A 21,623-nucleotide genomic window follows, 5' to 3' on the forward strand; every position below is an offset into this window, starting at 1 on the left:
GCGAGATAAAGCTTCGGGCCAAGTGTGCTGCTACCTGTCGGGCGCTATCCTACTGCTTAGTCAACAGCGAAGTCAAGCCGAGGCCAGAGGAATTCTCATCGCGGGCCAGTGAGTTGCCACGAGAATTGAAGGCCGCGCAACCGCGTGGTAAAATTGAACATAAGTTGGGAGGGAGATTCCCTAGATGATTAGAGAGTTGAAACACACGCCGCGCATCGTCCGCCGCAACCTCTTCGGCGACTAATTCCCTGCCCTTTGAGCCTTGCTCTGAGCCGCGGGATTTTCGATCCCGTCCAACATTCAAGCAAACTGACGAGGAGGCTTTATGCAGACTATGCCGAAGAAACACCTGCCGGAGATTAAGACGGCGCTGCCTGGCCCGCGGGCACAACAGATGCTCGAACGGGACGCGCGCTACATTTCGCCGAGCTACACGCGCAGCTATCCGCTGGTCGTCCAGCGCGGTTACGGGGCGATGATTGAAGACGTTGACGGCAACCTCTTTTTGGACTTTAACGCCGGCGTCGCTGTCGCCGCGCTCGGCCACGCGCACCCGGCGATCAGCGAAGTCATCTACAAACAGGCGCAGGAGTTCACGCACATCTCCGGCACCGATTACTACTACCCGCACCAGACGGCGCTCGCCGAAAAACTGGTCGCCATCACGCCGGGTGAGTTCGCCAAGAAGGTTCACTACGGCAACAGCGGCGCTGAAGCGATGGAGGCGGCGCTCAAGGCGGCGGTCTATGCGACGGGCCGGCAGAAGTTCATCGCCTTTCGCGGCGCATTCCACGGGCGCACCTTCGGGACGCTGTCGCTGACTGCGTCGAAGGCGGCACAGCGCCGCGGCTTCGGCCCGCAGGCGCTCGACGTGACGCACATTCCTTATGCCAACCCGATCCGCTTCCCGCTTGAGCGCCGCGCCGGTGAAAGCGTTGGCCGCCGGGTGGCGCGCTACCTTGAACAGACGATCTTCAAAACGACGGTGCCGCCCGAAGACTGCGCCGCCATCATCGTCGAGCCGATTCAAGGCGAAGGCGGCTACGTCGTGCCGGATGCTGATTTCTTCCCAGAGCTGCGCCGTATTTGTGACCAGCACGGCATCCCGCTCGTCGTTGACGAAGTCCAATCGGGCGTCGGGCGCACCGGCAAGATGTGGGCGATTGAGCATACCGAAGTCGTGCCTGACATGATCTGCATGGCGAAAGCCATCGGCGGCGGTCTGCCGCTCGGCGTGCTGGTGGCGCGCGCCGATTTGATGAGCTGGCACGTCGGCGCGCACGCTTCGACCTTCGGCGGTAATCCTGTGGCGATAGTCGCGGCGCTCAAGACCATTGAGCTGCTTGAAGGCGGCGTGATGCGGAACGCCGCGGATGTCGGCGCGCACTTGATGGAGCGCCTGCGCGAGCTTCAGCAAAAGCATAAAGTGATTACCGACGTGCGCGGGCGCGGGCTGATGATCGGCATCGAGATTGCCCGCGACGCCGAAAGCCTGGAGCCGTGGACGGCGCTGCGCGATCAGGTCGTCCTCGAATGCTTCAATCGCGGGGTCGTCGTGCAGGGCGCCGGCGAATCAGCTATCCGCTTCTCGCCGCCGCTGATCATTGACCTTGAGCAGGCCGACTTCGCCGTCCAGGTGCTGGACGAAGCCATCGAAGCGGCGATGAAGTAGTCGCAACTACAAATACAAAAGCGGGAGGCAGCCTGGAAAGCCGCCTCCCGCGCCTGCCAATCAACCTGTCAGCCGTTCACTTGAAAGCGCTCGATCTGCGTCGCTTTGCCATTGCGCTCGTCAATCTCGACGACGACGCCGCAAACCTTCGCGCCCTCGGTCGCCGTCTCGAACCGCGTCGGCATGCCGCGCAAGAAGCGCCCGATGATCAAATCGCTCTGAACGCCGATGACGCTATCATACGGCCCGCTCATGCCGAGGTCTGTGATGTAAGCGGTGCCGCCTTTTAAGACTTGCTCGTCGGCGGTCTGCACATGCGTGTGTGTGCCGACGACCGCCGAGACGCGACCATCGAGATAACGGCCAAGCGCCTGCTTCTCTGAAGTGGCTTCGGCGTGATGGTCAACCAGGATGATGCGGGCGCGGCTGCTGACTTCGCCGATCAAACGGTCGGCGGTGCGGAAGGGGCAATCGCTTGGCGCCATGAAGACGCGGCCTTGCAGATTGATCACCGCCACAGGCGTGCCCGATTGTGTCGAGCCAACCCAGGCGCCGCGCCCCGGCGTTTCGGGCGCATAGTTGGCCGGGCGCAGCAGGCGCGGCTGGTTTTCGATGTAGGCGATCACTTCGCGCTTGTCGTAGATGTGATTGCCTGAGGTCATCACGTCAACGCCGGCGCTCAGGATTTCATCGCCGATCTTGGGAACGAGGCCAGCGCCTTCGGCAGCGTTCTCAACATTGGCGACAACGAACTCGGCTTCGTGCTGCACCTTCAACTGCTTCAAGTTGGCGAGCAAAGCGCGGCGACCGGGCTTGCCGACAACGTCGCCGATGAGAATGACTTTCATCTAACCTCCGTTTCTATGATTCAATTAAACCACAGATAGAATCAAATGATGAATGACGAATGATGAATGATGAATTGCCGACTGGGGCCAGATTGTTTAGATAATCCCCTGCCGTTTCCTCTTTTATACAGCATTCATCACTCATCATTCATCATTTCCCCTGGTCGCGAGCTGATGCTATAATGCCCGACCGGGACGGCCTCACGCACGTTGCCCTCGATTTCAAACGAAAAGAGACGCGGTTATGAAACGGGTATTTGTACTGTTTATTACGATTGCTCTGCTGGCGGCGCTGACCGTCCCCGAGGCACTGGCGAAGCGTTCGCGAGGCGGGCGCGGCTCGTCACGCGCTCACGCGGCGCGCGGCAAGTCGGGCCGCCGCGAGGCGCGCAGCCGATCTTCGCGTGGCCGCGCTGAACGACGCGGGCGCAACGAGCGGGCCGACCGACGCGGGCGCGGCGAGCGTGCAGGGCGGCGCGGCAAACTGTCGCGGCGCGAACGGCGCGAGCTGGCACGCAGCGAGCGCAGCGAACGCGGCGGGCGGGTGCGCGAGCGCATCGTCGTGCGCGGTCGCCACGGTCGCCGCGTCGTGCGCTACCGCTATGTGCGCCGCCGTTCCGAGCCTGAAGTCGCGCCGGTTGCCGCCACGCCGCACACCTCTGGCAGCGGCATTCCGACCGAGCGCGTGTTAGAGATTCAGAACGCGCTAATCAAGGCCGGTTACCTTACGGGCCCGGCCTCCGGTCAATATGACGACGCCACGGTTCAGGCGATGAAAGGATTTCAAGCCGCTAACGGCTTTCCCATGACCGGCGCACCATCTGCACCGGCGCTCAAGAAGCTCGGCGTTTCCAAGCGCAGCAACGACGGCTTTGCGATGCCCGTCAATAGCGTCAGCGAGGGTGAGCGCAAGGCGCGTCCGCCACAGACGCCGGAATAAAGATCAAGCCGCAAGGCTCGCCGTCAACTGTCGAGTTAAGCGCCCGTCGCGAATCACAGTTTTATCAGCGCCGGGCTCAGTCGCGAATTGTCAATCGCGGGATTTGGCTTTGCCGCCGACGACGATTGGGCTATAATCCCGCTCGGAAGAACCGGAATCGCTAACCGTCAAAGAAGCGGTCAGATTGTTTATAGGGACTGGCCTCCCCCTCGGTTCATCAAACTGATTGCTGAAAGGTTGTATCGCGTATGCCAGAGGAGTATTTCATCGAGCGGTTACGCGCTCAGGAAGACGAGATTAAATCCCTTCGCGCGATATTCGAAGCCGCCCACCAGCGTGGCAATAAGAAGCTGATGGGCATTTCGCGCAAGAAACTCGAAATGGCCATGCGTCTGCGCGAGATGTATCGCCGCATGCTCAACCGCGAAGGCGTCTCTCTCTAACCGTTGCCAGTTGTCAGTTGCCAGTTGATCACAGCTTTGTCCGATGCATTAACTGACAACTGAGAACTGACAACTGGCAACGGCTCTACCTACCTGCTGCCGATCCGCACACGCAAGCCGGCGCTGAAGTTCAAGCGATAAGCCGGATAGCCAAGCACTTCCTGATAATCCTGATTCAAGAGATTCTCGATTCGCGCAAACGCCCGCAGCGCCCGGTTGAGGCGATATGAGCCCGATAGATTCAGCTTCGCATAGCCATCGTTGGTGAACGCGCGCCCCGCGCCATCGAAGCGCGCCCCGGTCACCGGGTCTATGTCGCGCCGCCGCCCGACCAGCGAGCCATCGAGCGTGACATCCCAACGATCAGCTACCCAGCTTGCTTCAATCGTCCCGGCGTGGCGCGGGCGGCGAATCAAGGGTAAGCCGAGTTCGGGATTCAAGAGGCTCGCCGCGCGCACCAGCCGCGAGCGCAGGAAGGTGTAGCTCGCCTGGAGCCGCAACTGCCTTGTCGGTCGTGCCGCGCCCGCCAGCTCAAGGCCGCGCGCCGTCGAGCGTTCGACATTGATGAAGTTTGTCAGCGTCCCATTCTCCAATTTCACAGGCCCGAAGGTCAGCGGGTCGAAAACAAAAGCGATCTGGTCGCGGAAGCGGTTGTCGAAGTAAGTCAGGTCAAGGCTCGCCCGGCGATTCCAGAACTCCTGCGACACGCCGGCATCAAAACTGATGGCGCGTTCGGGATTGAGCGCCGGGTTGCCGAGAAAGAAGAAGCTCGGGCTGAAGGCTTCGATCAAGCGCGGCTCTTTGATGCCTGTGCCGAAACTCGCCTTGACACGCGTTGCGCCCAGCGCCGCGCTCTCCTGATGGCGACGCGCCAGCACGGATGCGGCCAGCCGAGGGTTGGCGCTGGTGCCGAACCCGACATGGCCTGTGGGCGCAGTCGAGCCGAGTGAGATTAAAGTTGCGCGCAGGTCCTCCGGCACGTTTGCCGTGTTGCGCTCGACGCGGACGCCAGCGGTGATGAACAGGCGCTCGCGCCACGCCAGTTGATCCTGAACATAGACGCCGAGATTGTTCCGCGTCGGCGCGACGCGGCTGAAGCCATCGTCGAAGACGCCCGACTCGTGCTCGAAATCGAGGCCGCCGGTCAAGACATTCGCCCTGCCGAGCGCCGCGATGATTTGATACTGAAAGCCTGCACGCTTTTCATGATCGGCAAAGCTGAAAGCGAAATCCGCGCCGAAGGCGAACGGCGGCAGCGGCGGCGTCTCTGGCTGCGTCAAGTCCTGGGCCACTGGATCGAAGTTAAAGGTCTCGAACTCCGAAAAGATGAATCGCGCCGTTTGATTGATGCGCGGCGTGATGCGCCATTCCAGCCCGGCGCTTGTGGCCAGGTCACGATGCTTCTGGCGCTCGTCCGGGTCCGCAAACAGCAAGCCGGTCGAACCGGCAACGCCAAGCGTGCTGTTATCTGTGCGCGCCGTGACCCGCAACTCCAGGTCGGCAGCGAATTGCCATCCGAGATTCGCCGAGGCCGAACGGTTGATGTAATCGCTATTACGAAAGCGACCATCCGTCGTTTGAAAGCCGAAGCTGCTTGCGTAATCGAAGCGCCCCCGCCGGCCCGCCAGCCGCGCCGTCTCGCGGTGAAAGTCGAAGCTGCCGCCTTCGCCGCTCAGCTCGAACTCAGGCACCGCCGTCGAGCCGCGCCGCGTCATCAGTTGCACAGCGCTGGTCATAGCGTCAGAGCCGAACAGGGCACTCGCCGGGCCGCGCACGACTTCGACGCGGTCGAGGTTTTCGGGCGTAAGCGGCGCGAAGTCGAACAATCCGCCTGCCGAGTTGACCGGCACGCCATCAATCAGCACTTTGTTGTAATCCGATTCGCCGCCACGCGCAAAGACTGAGGTGATGCCGCCGCGCCCGCCGCTCTGCGCCACCACGAGGCCGGGAATCAAACGCAAGGATTCGGACACTAGCGTTTGATTCATGCGCTGCAAGTCTTCGCCGGTTATCACGCTAATCGAGCCGCCCAGCTCTGCGGTCTGTGCCATCGTGCGCGTCGCCGTGACGACCATGCGGTCGGTGATAGCGGCGACGTCGAGCCGCAGGTTAACGCTCGACGTCGCATGCGCCGGCACGTCAACGCTCACGGCTTCAGCCTGGGTAAAGCCGGTCGCTTCGGCGCCGATGGTGTAATGGCCCGCGGCAATGTCGTTGATCCTGAATTGTCCGCTCTCGTCTGTGCGCGCCTCGGCAACGATTGCACCGGCACGGTCATGGAGGATGACTCGCGCGCCGGCGATTTTCGCGCCGGACGGATCGCTGACAACCCCTGTGACCTGCCCGCGCTCGGCGGCGATGGCAATCGGGGTGAAGATCAAGCAAGCGATGATGACCACGAGTCGCGCAACGCGTTGTGTGGTAGGCAAGCTCGCCAATGAATCATTCAACATAAAACGCTCCTTTCGTCCGGCTCCGCCACTCGGCATTCAGGACTTTCGTGAAACCGTGATGCGCGGCGCGCCGCTTGCCGGGTTGGCGTCAACGGTGAGCGGCGCATGAAAGACTTCGCTCAGATTAGTTTCAGTCATTACATCAGCGGGCGGCCCGTGCGCGGCGATTTCGCCCGCTTTCAGCAGCAGCACGTCGGTGGCGAACTCTGCCGCCAGGTTTAATTCGTGGGTGATGACGATGGCCGACATCTCGCCGCCATCGGTCAGGTGCCTGACCAGCTCAAGCATTTTCACCTGATGCTCGATGTCGAGATTGGCCACAGGCTCGTCCAACACCAGCAGGCGAGGCGACGCCACCAGCGCCCGCGCCAGCATGACTCGCTGGCGCTCGCCGCCCGAAAGCTCTTGCACACGACGCGCGGCGAACCCTGTCGTTTCTGTAAGCTCCATCACACGCCGCGCCTCGCGCAAATCCTCATCGCTTTCAAAGCCGATCAAGCGGCCCTGCGCGAATCGCCCTTGCAGCACGTACTCCAAAGCCGTCAACGGAAACATCAGGCTCGATTCCTGCGCGACGTAGCCAATCAGCCGCGCCGCCTCGCGCCTCGACATCGCCGGCAGGTCGCGGCCTTCGAGCAAGAGCCTGCCGCCGGCCGGGCGTAGAATGCCGACGATCAATTTGACCAGCGTGCTCTTCCCCGCGCCGTTCGGCCCCAGCAATGCCAGCAACTCGCCCGCGCGCAGCGCGAACGTCAGGCCCTTTAACACCGGCCCGGCGTAGCTGAATCGAATGTCGCTGACTTGAAGCATGATCTGGTTTTGGGTGTCGGGTGTTGGGCAGAAAACCGCGCCGGCCCCCAACACCCGACACCCGACACCCAACACCTCCCTCAACTCGTTCGCCGCAGTAGATAGATAAAGACCGGCGCGCCGATGAGCGCCGTGATGACGCCGATGTTCAACTCGCGCGGCGCAATCACCGTGCGCGCCAGGGTGTCGGCGAGTAACAGAAACCCGCTGCCCGCCAGTGCCGACGCCGGAATGACGAGGCGGTTGTCGCTGCCGCCGACCAGCCGCACCGCATGCGGAATGATCAGGCCGACGAAGCCAATCGCGCCGCTCACCGCGACTGCCGCGCCGGTGATTAGCGACGCCGCAACGTAGACCATCAGCTTGACGCGCTTGACTTCGACGCCGAGCGCCACGGCGTCGGCTTCACCGACCATCAACAGGTTCAGGCCGCGGGCGTTGGCGTAGATGGCGACGATGCCCGCCAGCACGAACAGACTGACCAGCGGCAACAGCGAGGTCTCGGCGCTCATGTCGCCAATCAGCCACGAGATGACGCCGCGCTGCCGCGCTCCCGCGGCGGTCGTTACTAGAAAGATCACCACGGATGAGAGCAAGGCGTTGGTAATCACCCCGGCCAGTACCAGGCGTTCGGACGAGCCGCCTTGCCGGCTCTGCCCCATCGCGTAAACGAAGGCGATGGTCATCACCGCGCCGGCGAACGCCGCGAGGGGCCGGCTGAGCGGCAGCGATTCGGCGAAGACCGTGGCGACAATCGCGCCGATGGCCGCGCCGCTCGACACGCCAAGCACGCCGGGGTCGGCCAGCGGGTTTTTCAGCAATGCTTGATAAGCCGCGCCGGCGACGGCTAGCGCGCTGCCTACGACCGTCGCCATCAAGGCGCGCGGCAAACGAATCCGGGCAATGATGATCTGCTGTTCAGGTGTAACCTCTGCGACTTGTCCGCTCAGTTTGGCAAAGATGATCTTGAAGATTGCCGCCAGCCTCACCGATTCGCTGCCGACGCTTACGGCGACGATCAACAGCCCGGCGACTGCCAGCAACAAGACGGCGAGTGTCACCGCCAGCCGCCGTGCCGTCAGCCGCTCACGGCTGATGAGTCTTCCTGTTGTCGCCATGCCTGTCATCGTTCGGTTGCGCGATTCAGTGATTGCCCGGCTTAAAGATTTCCGGGTGAAGCTCTGCGGCCATCTGTTCCAGGCCATCAACAATGCGCGGGCCGGGCCTGAGCATCAGGTTGTCATCGATGTGATAGACGCGGCCCGCCCTGGCCGCCGGTGTTTCTTTCAGCCGGCCGGGTAACGGCGCATCCTGCGCTTGCAGAAAGATCACCTCGGGGCGAGCGGCCACGGCGGTCTCCAGGCTGTACTGCGGATACTCCGCGCTTTCGTTTGCCGAGATCGATCTGCCGCCGGCGCGTTCAATCAAGTCGTTGACGAAGGTGCTGCCGCCGGCGGTGATCAGCGGCTCGGCGTTGAGAATAACCAGCACGCGCAGGCGCTCCGCTCCCGCCAGGCCGGCATCAATGGCGGCCATTCGCTTTTGTAATGAATCCGACAATTCGCGAGCGCGCTCAGTCGCGCCGGTCAGCGTGCCAATGCGCTCAATCGTGTCGGTGACGTCGCCGACACGCCGCGGGTTGCTGATATAAACGGGGATGCTGAGATCATCGAGCTTAGCGATGAACTGCTCTAACTGGCTTGAGGTCGAAGCGATGACGAGGTCGGCGCGCAAGGCGACGAGCTTTTCGACGCTTGGGCGCACGGTGTCGCCGACTTTCTCTTTGCCGGTTGCCTCTGGCGGGTAATCGCAATACGAGGTCACGCCGACGACGCGGTCGCCGAGGCCGAGCGCGAATAAGATTTCGGTGATCGAAGGCGCGAGCGAGACGATGCGCTGCGGCCTTGCTGGAGCGTTGACCGTGCGGCCTAACTCGTCGGTGACGGTTTGCCCGCCGGCGGGTGACGTCCGCCGCGTCGAGCAGGAAGTAATCAGGCAAGCGGCGAGCAGCAAGATGATGACGCCCGGCCGTCTGCGGCTCCGGGTTGCCCTGCTTTGCAGTTTGAAAAAAGCGCGCAAATGAAAAGCTCCCGCCGATTCTTTCGCGAAAGAACTCGGCAGGAGCGTTAATGCGGGCAGCCCTGGCCACGACCCTCTCACGCGGAAGGCAATCGGCTATGGCTTCGGGCAGGTCTCCTGACTTAGTCTCGTGGACGGCCAGACATTGGCTGGCATCCTGCCGCCGGCGGCCTTCCCGGTTGATGACCGGTGGCCCTGAGGCCGGCGACTTCGAGAAGCAATACAGTGGCGCGACCGTGCGGGATTCTCACCCGCTTCCCTATTCTCCTCGAACTCGCGTCCGAGGCACCCGAAGCGCTCACACTAAAAAAGAACAAAACTAAGAAGCAGCAAATTAGCACGTGCCGGCAACCTGAGTCAAACGACGCCATCCGCTAAACGAGCTTTGGCATCGCGACGCATCAAGGCTATGATGTGGGTTCAGGGCCGGCGGGGTGCCGGCTCGCCGCCATCTGCCATCTTCTCTTGAAAGGACGACTGCCATGTCGCAAGCGCAAGCCGACGAATTTGCCGCCCTCGACGCCACCGCTCAGGCCGAGCTGGTGCGCCGCAAAGAGGTCAAGGCCATCGAGCTGGTCGAAGCCGCCATCAAGCGCATCGAGCGGATCAACCCGACACTCAACGCCGTCATCACGCCGATGTACGACGAGGCGCGCGCCACCGCGGCCGCGGCGCTGCCCGACGGGCCATTCAGCGGCGTCCCATTTCTCTTGAAAGACTTGCTCGCCGCCTACGCAGGTGTGCGCATGGCGTCAGGGTCAGAGTTCGTCGGAGATTTCACGCCAGACTATGACTCTGAGCTGACGGCTCGCCACAAACGCGCAGGGCTGGTCATCGTCGGCAAGACCAACACGCCGGAGTACGGCATTCTGCCGACGACGGAGCCGACGCGCTTCGGCCCCTCGCGTAATCCCTGGGACACGACGCGCAACACCGGCGGCTCAAGCGGCGGCTCGGCAGCGGCGGTCGCCGCGGGGTTGGTGCCGATGGCGCATGCCAACGATGGCGGCGGCTCGATTCGCATCCCTGCCTCGTGCTGCGGCGTCTTCGGATTGAAGCCGACGCGCGGGCGCAACCCCCTGGGGCCGGATTTCGGCGATATATTCAGCGGCCTGGTCGCCGAGCACGCCGTCACGCGCTCTGTGCGCGACAGCGCCGCGCTGTTGGATGCCACAGCCGGCCCTTCGCCGGGTGATCCCTACTACGCACCGGCGAAGGCCCGACCCTTCGCTGAAGAAGTCGGCGCGCCCACAGGCGCGCTGCGCATTGCCTTGATGACACAAACTCTGCTCGGCACGCCCGTTCATGAAGACTGTGTGAAAGCGGCGCACGACGCCGCGGCACTGTGCGCCGAGCTGGGCCACGAAGTCGCCGAGGCCGCGCCCGTCATCAACGGCGAGCTGTACATGAAATCCTTTATGGCGCTCTGGTCGGCGGGCTGCGCGTGGACGATTGACGGATTGGCGCATGTCCTGGGCCGCGAACCGCAGGAAGATCAGTTCGAGCCGGGCACCTGGATGCTTTATCAAATGGGCAAGCAGACACAGGCGACCGATTACCTGATGGCCTTGCAGTGGCTGCAAGGCATGTCGCGCACGGTGGCGCAATTTATGACCGACTACGATGTGTGGCTGACGCCGACGCTTGGCGAGCCGCCGGTGCCGCTCGGCTCATTCGACGCGCAGCCTGATGACCCGATGGCGGGGATGCGGCGGGCGACTCAGTTTGTGCCCTACACGCCGATCTGCAACGCGACGGGCCAGCCGGCCATGTCCGTGCCGTTGTATTGGAACGAGGAAGGTCTGCCCATCGGCACACACTTCATCGGCAGGTTCGGCGACGAGGCGACGCTGTTCCGGCTGGCGGCGCAGCTTGAGCAAGCGCGACCCTGGGCCAAACGTCGTCCGCCGCTGAGCGCGGTCTGATACCGCGCGACGAGAAGCTGTTTATCATGCCGCGCATCTCTTACGTGATCGAAACAAGGACCGCCGCGGTCGAGCCGGGTGAAACGATCCTGCAAGCCTCGCTGCGCGCCGCCATCCCGCATGCCCATGCCTGCGGCGGTCAGGCGCGCTGTTCGACCTGCCGCGTTCAGATCGTCGAAGGGCTCGATCACTGCCCGCCGCGCAATGAGCGCGAAAGCGCGCTGGCGACGAGATTACACTTCGCGCCGGAGATCCGCCTCGCCTGTCAAACTGCCGTCATCGGTGACGTGAAGCTGCGCCGCCTCGTGCTCGATGCCGAAGACATCAAGCTGACGGCGCAATCCGGCACGACCGGCGCAGCCGCCTCGATTGGCGAAGAGAAGAAGCTGGCCATTCTGTTTGCCGACATTCGTGGCTTCACACCGTTTGCCGAACACTTGCTGCCTTACGATGTCGTCCATGTGCTGAACCGCTACTACTACGAAGTGGGCCGCGCCATCAGCGATAACGGCGGCCGCATAGACAATTACATGGGCGATGGCCTGTTGGCGCTTTTCGGAATTGACGATTCGAAAGACGCGGCGCAACAGGCGGTGCGCGCGGGGCTCGGCATGATCGCGGCGGTCGAGCATCTGAAGCCGTATGTCGAAAAGATTCATGGTAGGAGCTTTGAAATCGGCATCGGCATTCACTATGGCGAGGTCGTGGTTGGGGCAATCGGCGCGCCCGACATGAAGCGGGTCACGGTGATCGGCGATGCGGTCAACCTGGCTTCGCGCATCGAGTCGGCCACCAAACGGTGCGGCGCGCGGCTGTTGATCTCGGAAGCGACTTTTGACGAATTGCGCGAAGTGATTCAGCCCGGCAACAGTCACCGCGTTGAGCTGGCGGGCAAGAGCGGCGAGTACCTGCTTTATGAAATCGGCGGCTTGATCGAGCCGACCAGTTGAATCAGCCGCGGGTGTGAATAAACCGCAGAGGCCGCAGAGGGACGCGGAGGATTGATTTGTCCTCCGCGTCCCTCTGCGATCTCTGCGGTAATCCTGCCCATGTCATCACGCAATCTCACCGCCAATCGCCGAGCAGGCGGCGCGTCTGCACCAACTGGCCGAAGTGATAGGCATTGTGGTCTGCCACCAGCAACAACTGGCGCAGGTAGGTGCGCCCTTCGCCGTGCGGAATCTCCGCCGTCAAATCACGGTCTTCATCTGCCGCCAGCTCGATCAAATCATTAAGGTCAGAGGTGAACCGCCGCACAGAGTCTTCCCACATCTCATCGGTGACTTCGGCGACCTGGGCCGGCCAGTAGCCCGCCGGCCAGTCGGGCGATTGCCAGTTGGCGTCGAGCGTATAGTGCAGGATGTCTTCCTGCGCGATGCGTATATGCTCCAGTTCTTCCCAGACCGAATGCGCCGCGTCAGCCGGTCGCACGTGGCGAAGCTTCGGGTTGACCTTTTGCAGCGCGGCCTCGGATGAAACGTGCGCCGAGCCGCCGCGTAAAAATTCAACCACCGTCTTTCTGAGCGCCTTGTCATTCATCTTTCATTCCCTCGACTATTCGATCTCGCCATCGTCTTTGCGCAACTGCTTGGGAGTCAGCAGCCAGACGAGCTTGCCGTGCCCGTCTTCAACGTCGTCCCAGCTATCAACCTGGAACTCGATGCAGGCAATCGCCGCCGTCGGCATACGCCCGCGCTCGCCGGACAGCCGCGTCAGCAGGTCTTCAAAGCCCGGATTGTGGCCGACCAGCAGCACGCGGTGGCACTCGTCCGGCAATCGCCGCACGATCCGCATCAACGCCGCGGTCGAGGCGTCGTAGATCGCTTCGTCGAAGGTGAGCGGCGCGGTCAAACGGGCTTCAGTAATTACCGCCTCAATCGTTTCGCGGGCGCGCCTTGCCGGCGAGCTGACAATACAATCCGGCGCGGAATCGAGCGCCGCCAGCGCCTGCGCCATGCGCGGCGCGTCGCGGCGGCCCCGCTCGGCCAGCGGGCGGTCAAAGTCGCGCAGGCTGGCATCGTCCCAGTTCGATTTCGCATGCCGCATCAGTAGCAACGTCTTGACATTCATGTTTGGGTCCCCGGCCTCCTGCTTTCATGCTACTCGACTCGGCGTCCGCGCGCGACTCCCGTCGGCAGAATTCAGGGGCCGCCGGTCGGCAACTCGCCTGACTCCGCCCGACGTGTTAGGATAAATCTTCCAGAACAGCTTATGAGCGGACTTGCAGGCAACACGTTTTTTGAAGGCCCGGCGGGGCGCATCGAAGCCATCCTTCGCGATGCCGAGCCGCCTGTGCGACGCGCCGCCATTGTCTGTCATCCGCACCCGCTCTTCGGCGGCACGATGCATAACAAGGTCGTCTTCCGCATCAGTCGCGCCTTTCAAGAAGCCGGGTTCGCGGTGCTGCGCTTCAACTTTCGCGGCACGGGTCGCAGCCAGGGGACGCACGACGAAGGGCGCGGCGAACAAGATGACCTGCGCGCCGCCATCAGCTTCATCGAGCAGAAGTACGCTGAGGCGGAGGTCTGGCTGGCCGGCTTTTCATTTGGCGCGGCGGTGATGTTGCGCGTCGCTTGCGGCGACCCGCGCATCGCGGCGTTGATCGCGGCGGGCGCGCCGGTCTCGAAATACGATTTCAGCCAGTTGATTCACTGCGGCCGGCCCAAGCTCTTTGTGCAAGGCGGGCTCGACGAATTCGGCTCGCCCGCCGAGCTGGCGCGCTTTGTCGCGAGGCTGGACGAACCGAAAACCTTGAAGGTTATCGAAGGCGCGGATCATTTTTTTGCCGGCCATCTCGACGAGCTGGCGCAAACCGTTACCGACTTCATTGCGAAAGGCTGACCGTCACCGGTCGTTGTTTACCTGATGCAGAAACGAAACCTCATTAAGAGATTCAAGATTGCCATTGTCGCATTCTTTTTGATCACCGCTATCGTTGGACTGCGCTCGGGGCGCGCGGCAAGCGGAGAGCAAGAGCAGCCACGCCGCCCGCTTGAATTTGTTGCCGTCACAGCGCCGCTTGAGACCCGCGCCGGCACGGATGATGGCGCGGCCTTTGCCATTCAGTTCATCGGCAGCACCCACGGCAGCCTCGAACCGTGTGGCTGAAAGCCCCCCCGGATGGGGGGACTGGCGCGGCGCGTCAGCTACGAAAAACTGTTCAAGGAAAAAGTCGGCGGCATCCCTGCGCTCATCGTCGACAGCGGCAACTCGTTTACCAGCGAGAGCAACGCGCATGGCGGGCCGCGGCCCGACGTACAGGTCAAAGACGACTGGATTTTGAAGTCGTACGATGACTTCAAGGTTGATGTCATCAACGTCGCAGCGCCCGACCTGCGCTATGTCGCGACGCTGCTGGCGAAACCGGAATATGCACGCCATGCGGGCGAGCGGCCCGCGCTCAAGCGGATGGTTTCGGCAAACACCGCGGGCGATGCGGCCCGCGCCGTGAGCCTGCCGCCTTTCGTCGTCCGCGAAGTTCCGGCGCGCGCGGCCAACACCAAACCCGTGCGCGTCGCCTTTGTCGGTTTAACCGAAGCGGGCGACAGCCTGCCGCATGGCTTTCAGATCAACGACCCGGTTGAAACCGCGCGCCGCGTCGTCCCCGAAGCGCGCAAGCAATCCGACCTCGTCATCGTCCTCGGCTACTTCAAAGCCGACACCGCCTCACGCCTGGCGGCTCAGGTTCCGGGCATTGATGCCATCATCGCCAGCAACAGTCAGAGCGAAGGCACTTTTTTCACCCCGCCACTAACTGTCGGGCCGACGCTGATTCTCTTCACCTCTTACGAAACGCGCATGCTCGGTGAGCTGCGCGCTTACCGCGAAGCATCGGGCAAGTATTCGTTGCGCACGCGCTTCATCACGCTCGACGAAACCTTCCCCGATGATGCCGCCTCGATGAAACTGGTCAATGCGGCGCGCGATGCCGAAGAGCAGACGCGCGGCGAATCGAAGAAATTATTGGAGAGCTGGCTTGAAGCCTCGCGCAACCCGACGGCGGCCGGCGGCGCGGGGGCGGCTTACATTTCTTCGCAAGCCTGCGCCGGGTGTCATCAAGCGCAGTACATTCAGTGGGCTAACAGCGGCCACGCGCACGCCACCGACAAGCTGCCGCCGCGCTGGTCGGAATTTCAAGCCGGCTGCCTGAGCTGTCACGCGACCGGGCAGCGGACGGACGCGACCGGCAAGCTCGTGTTAGCCAGATTACAAAGCGTGCAGTGCGAGCAGTGTCACGGGCCGGGCGGCGAGCATGCGCAAAAGCCCGCCAAGGGATACGGTCGCGTCGGCAACGTGCAACAGATGTGCGCCACCTGCCATACGCCTGAGATGAGCCCGAAATTCGATTTCGCCTCCGCCTGGGCAAAGATCAAACACTGAATCGCTTCGGGGGTCAGCCTTCCACACGATGCGGCCCGCGTCACCAGTTTATTCGGGCTGGTGACGCGGGTCACGGCATCCCATGTGGCGCAATCTGTTAGATTGCGCCACATGGCAAACACAATCGGAAACGGCTCTAGGAGCTGGTTTGATCGCCGGGATTCTGCGCGGCGAGATGTTGCTCGCGCAACTTGAACTTCTGCACCTTGCCTGAAGCGGTCATCGGGAATGATTCGACGAAGCGAATATGGCGCGGCACCTTGAAGCGCGCGATTTTGCCGTCGCAGAAGCCGCGCACGTCGTCGCCGGTCATCGCCTCGTTGGCATTCAGGCGAATGGCCGCGGCGATCTCTTCGCCCAAGCGCTCGTCCGGCAAGCCGTAGACATAGACATCGGCGATCTTCGGATGCCGCCGCAGCAAATCTTCGATCTCTTTCGGCGCGACGTTCTCGCCGCCGCGAATGATGATTTCTTTGATGCGCCCGGTGATGCGTATATAGCCGCTCTCGTCTATAGTCGCCTGATCGCCGGTGTGCAGCCAGCCGTCCGCATCAATCGCTTCAGCGGTCGCCCTGGGATTGTTGTAGTAGCCGCGCATCACGTTGTAGCCGCGACAGCACAGCTCGCCGGCGACGTTCGGCGCACACGGCTCGCCGGTCGCCGGGTCAATGATCTTCACTTCAACTTCGGGCAGCGCGCGCCCGACCGTCTGTGTGCGCAGCTCGACGCTGTCTGTGCGCGGCGTGACCGTGATGCCCGGCGACGCTTCGGTTAAGCCATAAGCGATAGCCAGCTCCGTCAGATTCATGCGCCCCATGACCTTGCGCATCAAGGGCTCGGGGCAGAGCGCGCCGGCCATGACGCCTGTGCGCAGACTCGACGTGTCGAAGCCGTGATAATCCAACTGCTCAAGCTCGGCGATGAACATGGTCGGCACGCCGTAGAGCGCCGTGCAGCGCTCGCTCTCGACCGCTTGGAGCACGCCGAGCGGATCAAAGGTTTCCAGCGGCACGATGGGCACGGCGTGTGTGTAAGCGCCGAGCACGCCGATGACGCAGCCGAAGCAATGAAAGAAAGGCACCGGCACGCAGAGCTTATCTTGCGGCGTGTAACCGAGCGCTTCGCCTAGCCAGTAGCCATTGTTGACGATGTTGCGGTGCGTCAGCATCACGCCTTTCGGAAAGCCCGTGGTGCCCGAGGTGTACTGCATGTTGATCACCTCATCGAGGTCTTGCGCCGCAAGATGCGCGTCGAGGCAGGCGTCGCTGACGCTTTCGGAGCGCGCCAGCAGCGAATCGTAGCGAATCATGCCGCCGGGATGCTCGTCGCCGACGTAGATGACGCGGCGCAGGTGCGGCAGCCGCATCGAATGTAAGGCGTTCTCCTGCGAGCCGCGCAGCTCAGGGATCATCTCGTAGACGGTTGCCACATAATCCACGTCGCGGAAGCCGGAAATTGTGATCAGCGTGCTGGCTTCGGACTGCTTGAGCAGGTATTCCAGCTCGGCGGCGCGCAAAGAGGTGTTGACGGTGACCAGCACCGCGCCGATCTTCGCAAGCGCAAATTGCAAGACCACCCATTCGGGAATGTTGGTCGCCCACAACGCCACGCGCTCGCCGCGCTCGATCCCAAGACTGAGCAGGCCACGCGCGATCTTCCGCGCCAGCCATTCAAGCTGGCTGAAGTCATAGCGCAGGCGGCGCTCCGGGTAGATGAGCGCTTCCTGCCGCGGATAATCCTGCGCCAACCGCGCCAGCAGCTCGCCGACCTTGACATCAAGATAGGCGCGCGGTCTCTCTAATGCTTCCCCTGTCATAATCCCTCCGGGACAGTGGCCAGTCGGCAGTCGTCAGTTGCCAGTCGGCAGATATCGACTTTCAAAACTTCGCGGTGGGCGCTGAAGGCCCGGAACAAACTGATAACCGATAACTGGCAACTGGCAACTGGCAACTACTCATCGTCTTCCGGCAGTGCGCCGAAGTAGCGCAGCCATTCGTCGAGGTTGCCGGCTTCAGGCTGTTCGCCGTCGGCGAGGGCTGGCCGCGTGGCAATCGCTTCGGCCATCTGTTTGCGAAATTCTCCCGACCGCACGACGCGCGCGCCGCGCGCCTTCACGACAAAAGCGAGATGATTGTCAGAGGTCACGACCGTCAGGCCGCGGGCGTTCGGCGAAGCGTCAACCATGCGCTCAATGCGTGTATCGGCGTCCGAGCCGCGCTCGCTGTATAGCACTTTGACGCCGCGAAAGGCCGACTGGTCGGGCATCAGGCGATCCGGCCCGCCGTCGAAGACGACGGTGACGCGGGCTTTCTTGAGTCGCGCGAACTCGGCCAGTTGCTCGACCAGCCGACGCCGGGCGCTCGATTTGTCGCGGTGCCAGCCGGGCGTCTGCCCCATCACGTTGTTGCCGTCAACGATGTATGACATGGCCTGACCTGCAATGTCTCTCGCTCGCCGCGGCCATTCTAGCCCGATTGGCGGGTGATGAAAAGCGCCGCGTCTTTGAAAACAAAGCGGGCGCTCCGGTCATTGCCAGAGCGCCCGCTTAAGGCTGCGTATCGCGCCGCGTCGTTAGTTGTTTTTGTGATGCCCGCCGCCGCCACCGCCGCTAACCGACGGCGAACTGACCGGCGCGCTCGGCATCGATTGTGACGGCATGCTCGGAGCGCTGGACGGGGCGCTGTAATGTGGGCTGCTACCACCGCCCGACGAGTACGAGCGGTTGGACTGACCGCCATCACCTCTTGACGGCGGGTTGTAGCGCGGGCCGTCATCGCCTTTCCAAGACGTGTGGCTGCCGGCATTGCTGTCTGACCGGCCCGGCGGGCGCGGCAGGCCCATGCCAGGATTGTCGCCCCTGCCGGCCTTGTGGTGACCGCCGCCGTTTCCTCCACCCGTGCCGCCGCTGCCGCCGCTATAACCGCCGCTGCCGCTGTTGCCTGAACGGCTGCCGGTGTAATAGCCGGTTCCCCAGTAATAAGACGGGAAGAAGGAATAGCTTCCATAGTAGGGATTGCAAACGGAATAGTCCCAGCCGTAAGGCGACGAGAAGCCGGAGCCGAACGGCAGGAAGGTGTAACAACCGCACTGCCGCGAATAGATCCAGGCATTCGACACGAAGGCGAGCGTCGTCGGATTGATCAGGCCGCGCTGCGCCAGCCGCTTGTTCAGGGCGATCAAATCGCGGGCGCGATCCTCGCTCCAGGTGTCGAAGCCGTCAACCTGCTTCTTATTGAACGAAGCGACCTGCGGCTGTCCGCCTTCGACAATCGCTTTGTTGTCGCCTTTGACGACCGTGTTGCTGACCGCCAGGCGACCTTTGCGGACGATGGCTTCGGCGCGACCGTCAGCGGTCAGGTTGAAGCGGTAAAGCCCTTCCTTGATGATCGAGAATTCGTTTTTCGGCGTCGCCACCGTCATCGGGCCGTCAATGGCCGAGGCTTCGACAATGGCCGTGCCGCCCGTCAGATCAATGCGGAACTGGTAGACGTGCGGGTTGGTCAGCACGAAGGCGCTGTTTTCGGCGAGCCGCAAGTAACAGCCCGGAGTCAGCAGAATCTCTGCGCGTCCAGAGGCCCCGGTCTTCACCGCGTCGCCTTCGCGTAGTTCGTCGCCCGCCATCAAGCGCACCCAATCGGCCTGGTCGCGCTTGTAACTCACGTCGCCTTCGACGATGTTCAGCACGCCGACCTTCGCCGAGACGGTGTACATATCCTCCTGGTCTGCCGGCAATGGTTTGCGATCCTGGGCCAATGCCAGGCCGGCCAGCAGCAGCAGCGCTAGCGCTGCCAGAGCGATTCGTGTGGCTTTCATAACAATCTCCTTTGTGAGGCCGGAGGTTTTCCTCTTCTGGACATCATTCAATCGGCATATCACCGCATTGCGAAGCAGCAGCGGCGATTCACCCCCATCTGGCGGGATTATACTCTTAATATCGGGCCAGGCAAATTAAAAACGAGCAGTCCGCAAGGCTCAGTGTTGATTGCCGCCGGCGGCGCCGGTTTGCGCGTAGAAGTTGCGGACTTCGGCATCAGACTTGAACAGGCGGTTAGAGCCGAGCGTCAGCACGACATTGTCGCCGGGACGCTGCGTCTTCAGGCGCGTCTCGCGTTCGAGCGCAATGTTGTGCGCGCCTGGGCGACCGTCTTGCTCAAGGTAATCGAGGCTCAGTACGACCTTGGCATGCGCTTCGGCCAATTCGTGGAAGGTGATCTGCCCGCCGGAGACAAAGCAATTGGTGCGCAGGTTGAACCAGCGGGCCGCCGGGTTGATGCCGACCATCGCGTCAAAGCCTTGCGGCGGGCGCTCGACATCGAGCTTGCGGCCATTGCGGCGGTAGGGGTTGATGCGGCTGTCGTAGTTGTTATCGAGATTAACCCCGCCGACGATATCGATCATGCCGCCAAGCACAGGGCCGCGCTGGCCGATGTGCAGCAAATAATTCTGCCCGCCTTCGACCAGTTGCGCGAGCAGCAAGAGTCCTTCGTTGCCGTTCAGGTATTTGGCAATGCGCAGCGGCGCTTCTTCAGCGGACACCTGATCGGCGCCCGCGACTTCGGCGAGCAAACGGTGATCGATGCGCACTGCGCCCTTCTCATCCAGGGTGAGCAACTGCGGGTTGTCGCCAATGATGTAACGCAGCCGCTCCAGCGCGCCCTGGCAATCACCCGAAATCCACAGGCCGCCGTGCCCTGCGCGATTGTTGTTAATTAAATTCATCGCCAGGTAAACCGGGTCAGGCCGTGGAATCTCTCGCAGGTCAAGCGCCGGCACGAGCGCCAAGGCGCGGCCGCTGACCACGGGCAGCTTCAAGTAATCATCCGGCAGCGGGATGAACCAGTCAGACAGCGGATCTCTCGTTAGTGGCGGCGCGCCGGGCTGAAGCCCGGCCGGCGAATTCAGCGCCTCTAGCGAAGTGGTCAGGACCGCAGGCCGCGGCTTCGCGGAATTCGCTGGCGCGCTTGCGGTGCGGATGGCGAGGATTTCGCCGGTGGGAACTTTAGAGAGATTGGCGGGTGCCGCGCCGGCTTTCGGCTTCGCAGTTGACTGGCCCACTAACGGCTCATGTTTGACGGTGTGCGGGCGGCTCAGCGATTGCAGCTCGCGCGCCGTTTTCACCAGGTATTCAACGATCAGCCCGCGACTGACGAGCGCCTCGCCATACTTGCGCGCCTCTGTCGTGGACTTGAACGAGCCGACATAAACCCGCGTCCAGCGCCCGCGCGCGGCCAGCTCATAGGTGCCGAAGCCAACCGTTTCGCCGGCGCATAAGAGGTGCTCGGCATACTGATCGGCAAGCACGGTGTCAGGAAATGACGCGACCTGCAACGTATAAGGGAAGGTACTTTCAGCCGGCTGGCCCTGGGCCGGCGGCGTCAGCAGGAACAAGAGCGCCGAAGCGATGAATGCCAGTTTCGAGTGCATGGCTTATGCCTTTCGACTCGCGATTGATGGCAGCGTCCGTCAAGCGTTCCAGTGTCGGGGCTGGCATTGGGGTGGGGGGAGATTGAAGAAGCGTCCGGGGTGCGCCTTGTATTGGAGGCTACAAAGGCAACGACCGCAAGCCTCTGTGGGAGCTTGCGGTCGCGTCAACAGGTTTTATGGTAGGTCACCCGGCAGATGGTGTCAAGAATAATTCACAAACCGCCCTTTGCTACCCCTATCAGGGAAGCGGCGCAGCCGCGAACCGGGGACGCATTTTTTACAATCGGCGGCTGACATTTTTCGGCCCGTCTGTTAGACTGATGCCGTTCTATTCAAACCCCTGATTAGGAGAATCCATTTATGAAGTGGCTGAAATCTATCTCCGCGCTCGTGCTGCTGCTGCTCGTTGCAGTCGCCGCCGTCGCGCAGGAGAATCCGTCGAAGCCTAGCGGCGGCGCTCCCAAGATGGTCATTGAGTCGCCGACGCATGATTTCGGCGAGGTCAAGGCTGGCACACCGCTGCATTACACCTTCAAGGTCAAGAACGAAGGCAGCGCCGACCTGCTGATTCAAAACGTCCAGCCTGGCTGAGGCTGCACTAAAGGCGACTTTGACAAAGTCGTGCCTCCTGGTAAGGAGGGAAAGATCG

At 62.4% G+C, this 21,623-nt stretch carries 20 protein-coding genes and 1 riboswitch; of the genes, 9 read left to right on the forward strand and 11 right to left on the reverse strand.

The annotated features are described in order from the left end of the window. The first annotated feature begins 334 nt into the window (after nucleotides 1-334). Complete coding sequence (locus tag VJ464_18680; GenBank protein ID HKQ07161.1) at nucleotides 335-1,672, forward strand: acetyl ornithine aminotransferase family protein; 1,338 nt, start codon at nucleotides 335-337, stop codon at nucleotides 1,670-1,672. A gap of 68 nt (nucleotides 1,673-1,740) precedes the next feature. Here the strand turns inward: VJ464_18680 and VJ464_18685 are convergent, their stop codons facing one another. After that, the gene (locus VJ464_18685; protein ID HKQ07162.1) at nucleotides 1,741-2,520 is read right to left on the reverse strand and encodes a TIGR00282 family metallophosphoesterase; all 780 of its coding nucleotides are present in this window, start codon (nucleotides 2,518-2,520) and stop codon (nucleotides 1,741-1,743) included. A 244-nt stretch (nucleotides 2,521-2,764) separates the two neighbouring features. Here VJ464_18685 and VJ464_18690 point away from each other — a divergent pair, with 244 nt between their 5' ends. After that, complete coding sequence (locus VJ464_18690; protein HKQ07163.1) at nucleotides 2,765-3,460, forward strand: peptidoglycan-binding domain-containing protein; 696 nt, start codon at nucleotides 2,765-2,767, stop codon at nucleotides 3,458-3,460. Nucleotides 3,461-3,708: 248 nt separating this feature from the next. Further along, nucleotides 3,709-3,903, forward strand: coding sequence for a hypothetical protein (locus VJ464_18695; GenBank protein HKQ07164.1), 195 nt, complete (start codon nucleotides 3,709-3,711; stop codon nucleotides 3,901-3,903). An 89-nt stretch (nucleotides 3,904-3,992) separates the two neighbouring features. Here the strand turns inward: VJ464_18695 and VJ464_18700 are convergent, their stop codons facing one another. From VJ464_18700 to VJ464_18715, 4 genes are all read right to left on the reverse strand, one after another. Beyond that, the gene (locus tag VJ464_18700; GenBank protein ID HKQ07165.1) at nucleotides 3,993-6,356 is read right to left on the reverse strand and encodes a TonB-dependent receptor; all 2,364 of its coding nucleotides are present in this window, start codon (nucleotides 6,354-6,356) and stop codon (nucleotides 3,993-3,995) included. 36 nt (nucleotides 6,357-6,392) lie between these two features. Beyond that, nucleotides 6,393-7,166 carry an ABC transporter ATP-binding protein gene (locus VJ464_18705; protein HKQ07166.1) on the reverse strand — a complete coding sequence of 258 codons (774 nt, stop codon included), beginning with the start codon at nucleotides 7,164-7,166 and terminating at the stop codon, nucleotides 6,393-6,395. A gap of 80 nt (nucleotides 7,167-7,246) precedes the next feature. Then, entirely contained in the window at nucleotides 7,247-8,284 is a 1,038-nt protein-coding gene (locus VJ464_18710) for an iron ABC transporter permease (protein HKQ07167.1), read from the reverse strand. A 25-nt stretch (nucleotides 8,285-8,309) separates the two neighbouring features. Next, nucleotides 8,310-9,245 (reverse strand): helical backbone metal receptor, encoded by a 936-nt coding sequence (locus tag VJ464_18715; protein ID HKQ07168.1) that lies wholly within the window; start codon nucleotides 9,243-9,245, stop codon nucleotides 8,310-8,312. A gap of 89 nt (nucleotides 9,246-9,334) precedes the next feature. Further along, nucleotides 9,335-9,553, reverse strand: a riboswitch (cobalamin riboswitch). 174 nt (nucleotides 9,554-9,727) lie between these two features. Here VJ464_18715 and VJ464_18720 point away from each other — a divergent pair. Together VJ464_18720 and VJ464_18725 are read left to right on the forward strand one after the other, a co-directional pair. Beyond that, the gene (locus VJ464_18720) at nucleotides 9,728-11,170 is read left to right on the forward strand and encodes an amidase (GenBank protein HKQ07169.1); all 1,443 of its coding nucleotides are present in this window, start codon (nucleotides 9,728-9,730) and stop codon (nucleotides 11,168-11,170) included. A 26-nt stretch (nucleotides 11,171-11,196) separates the two neighbouring features. Continuing rightward, nucleotides 11,197-12,120 carry an adenylate/guanylate cyclase domain-containing protein gene (locus VJ464_18725; GenBank protein HKQ07170.1) on the forward strand — a complete coding sequence of 308 codons (924 nt, stop codon included), beginning with the start codon at nucleotides 11,197-11,199 and terminating at the stop codon, nucleotides 12,118-12,120. A gap of 115 nt (nucleotides 12,121-12,235) precedes the next feature. Here VJ464_18725 and VJ464_18730 read toward each other — a convergent pair whose 3' ends face one another. Both VJ464_18730 and VJ464_18735 read right to left on the reverse strand, forming a co-directional pair. Then, nucleotides 12,236-12,709 carry a DinB family protein gene (locus VJ464_18730; GenBank protein ID HKQ07171.1) on the reverse strand — a complete coding sequence of 158 codons (474 nt, stop codon included), beginning with the start codon at nucleotides 12,707-12,709 and terminating at the stop codon, nucleotides 12,236-12,238. 15 nt (nucleotides 12,710-12,724) lie between these two features. Continuing rightward, nucleotides 12,725-13,240, reverse strand: a complete 516-nt coding sequence (locus tag VJ464_18735) for a histidine phosphatase family protein (GenBank protein HKQ07172.1) — start codon at nucleotides 13,238-13,240, stop codon at nucleotides 12,725-12,727. Between the two features lie 141 nt (nucleotides 13,241-13,381). Here VJ464_18735 and VJ464_18740 point away from each other — a divergent pair, with 141 nt between their 5' ends. From VJ464_18740 to VJ464_18750, 3 genes are read left to right on the forward strand one after another with little or no spacing between them, the layout of a single operon-like run. Beyond that, nucleotides 13,382-14,011 carry an alpha/beta fold hydrolase gene (locus VJ464_18740; protein ID HKQ07173.1) on the forward strand — a complete coding sequence of 210 codons (630 nt, stop codon included), beginning with the start codon at nucleotides 13,382-13,384 and terminating at the stop codon, nucleotides 14,009-14,011. A 24-nt stretch (nucleotides 14,012-14,035) separates the two neighbouring features. Then, a complete protein-coding gene (locus VJ464_18745) occupies nucleotides 14,036-14,278 on the forward strand; it encodes a hypothetical protein (GenBank protein ID HKQ07174.1) in 243 nt (80 codons plus the stop codon). 12 nt (nucleotides 14,279-14,290) lie between these two features. Further along, a complete protein-coding gene (locus VJ464_18750) occupies nucleotides 14,291-15,550 on the forward strand; it encodes a multiheme c-type cytochrome (protein ID HKQ07175.1) in 1,260 nt (419 codons plus the stop codon). A gap of 136 nt (nucleotides 15,551-15,686) precedes the next feature. Here VJ464_18750 and VJ464_18755 read toward each other — a convergent pair whose 3' ends face one another. The 4 genes from VJ464_18755 to VJ464_18770 form a co-directional block, all read right to left on the reverse strand. Continuing rightward, nucleotides 15,687-17,366, reverse strand: a complete 1,680-nt coding sequence (locus VJ464_18755) for an AMP-binding protein (protein ID HKQ07176.1) — start codon at nucleotides 17,364-17,366, stop codon at nucleotides 15,687-15,689. A gap of 134 nt (nucleotides 17,367-17,500) precedes the next feature. After that, a complete protein-coding gene (locus tag VJ464_18760) occupies nucleotides 17,501-17,977 on the reverse strand; it encodes an NYN domain-containing protein (GenBank protein ID HKQ07177.1) in 477 nt (158 codons plus the stop codon). Between the two features lie 144 nt (nucleotides 17,978-18,121). After that, on the reverse strand, nucleotides 18,122-19,363 hold the full coding sequence (locus tag VJ464_18765; GenBank protein ID HKQ07178.1) for a FecR domain-containing protein: 1,242 nt from the start codon (nucleotides 19,361-19,363) through the stop codon (nucleotides 18,122-18,124). Nucleotides 19,364-19,522: 159 nt separating this feature from the next. Then, nucleotides 19,523-20,974: an SPOR domain-containing protein gene (locus tag VJ464_18770; protein HKQ07179.1), complete on the reverse strand. Its 1,452-nt coding sequence runs from the start codon at nucleotides 20,972-20,974 to the stop codon at nucleotides 19,523-19,525. A gap of 360 nt (nucleotides 20,975-21,334) precedes the next feature. On the opposite strand from VJ464_18770, the gene VJ464_18775 reads away from it, so the two are divergent. Further along, nucleotides 21,335-21,565, forward strand: a complete 231-nt coding sequence (locus VJ464_18775) for a DUF1573 domain-containing protein (protein HKQ07180.1) — start codon at nucleotides 21,335-21,337, stop codon at nucleotides 21,563-21,565. Nucleotides 21,566-21,623 lie beyond the last annotated feature (58 nt).

Source organism: Blastocatellia bacterium (assembly GCA_035275065.1).
Taxonomy (GTDB): domain Bacteria; phylum Acidobacteriota; class Blastocatellia; order UBA7656; family UBA7656; genus DATENM01.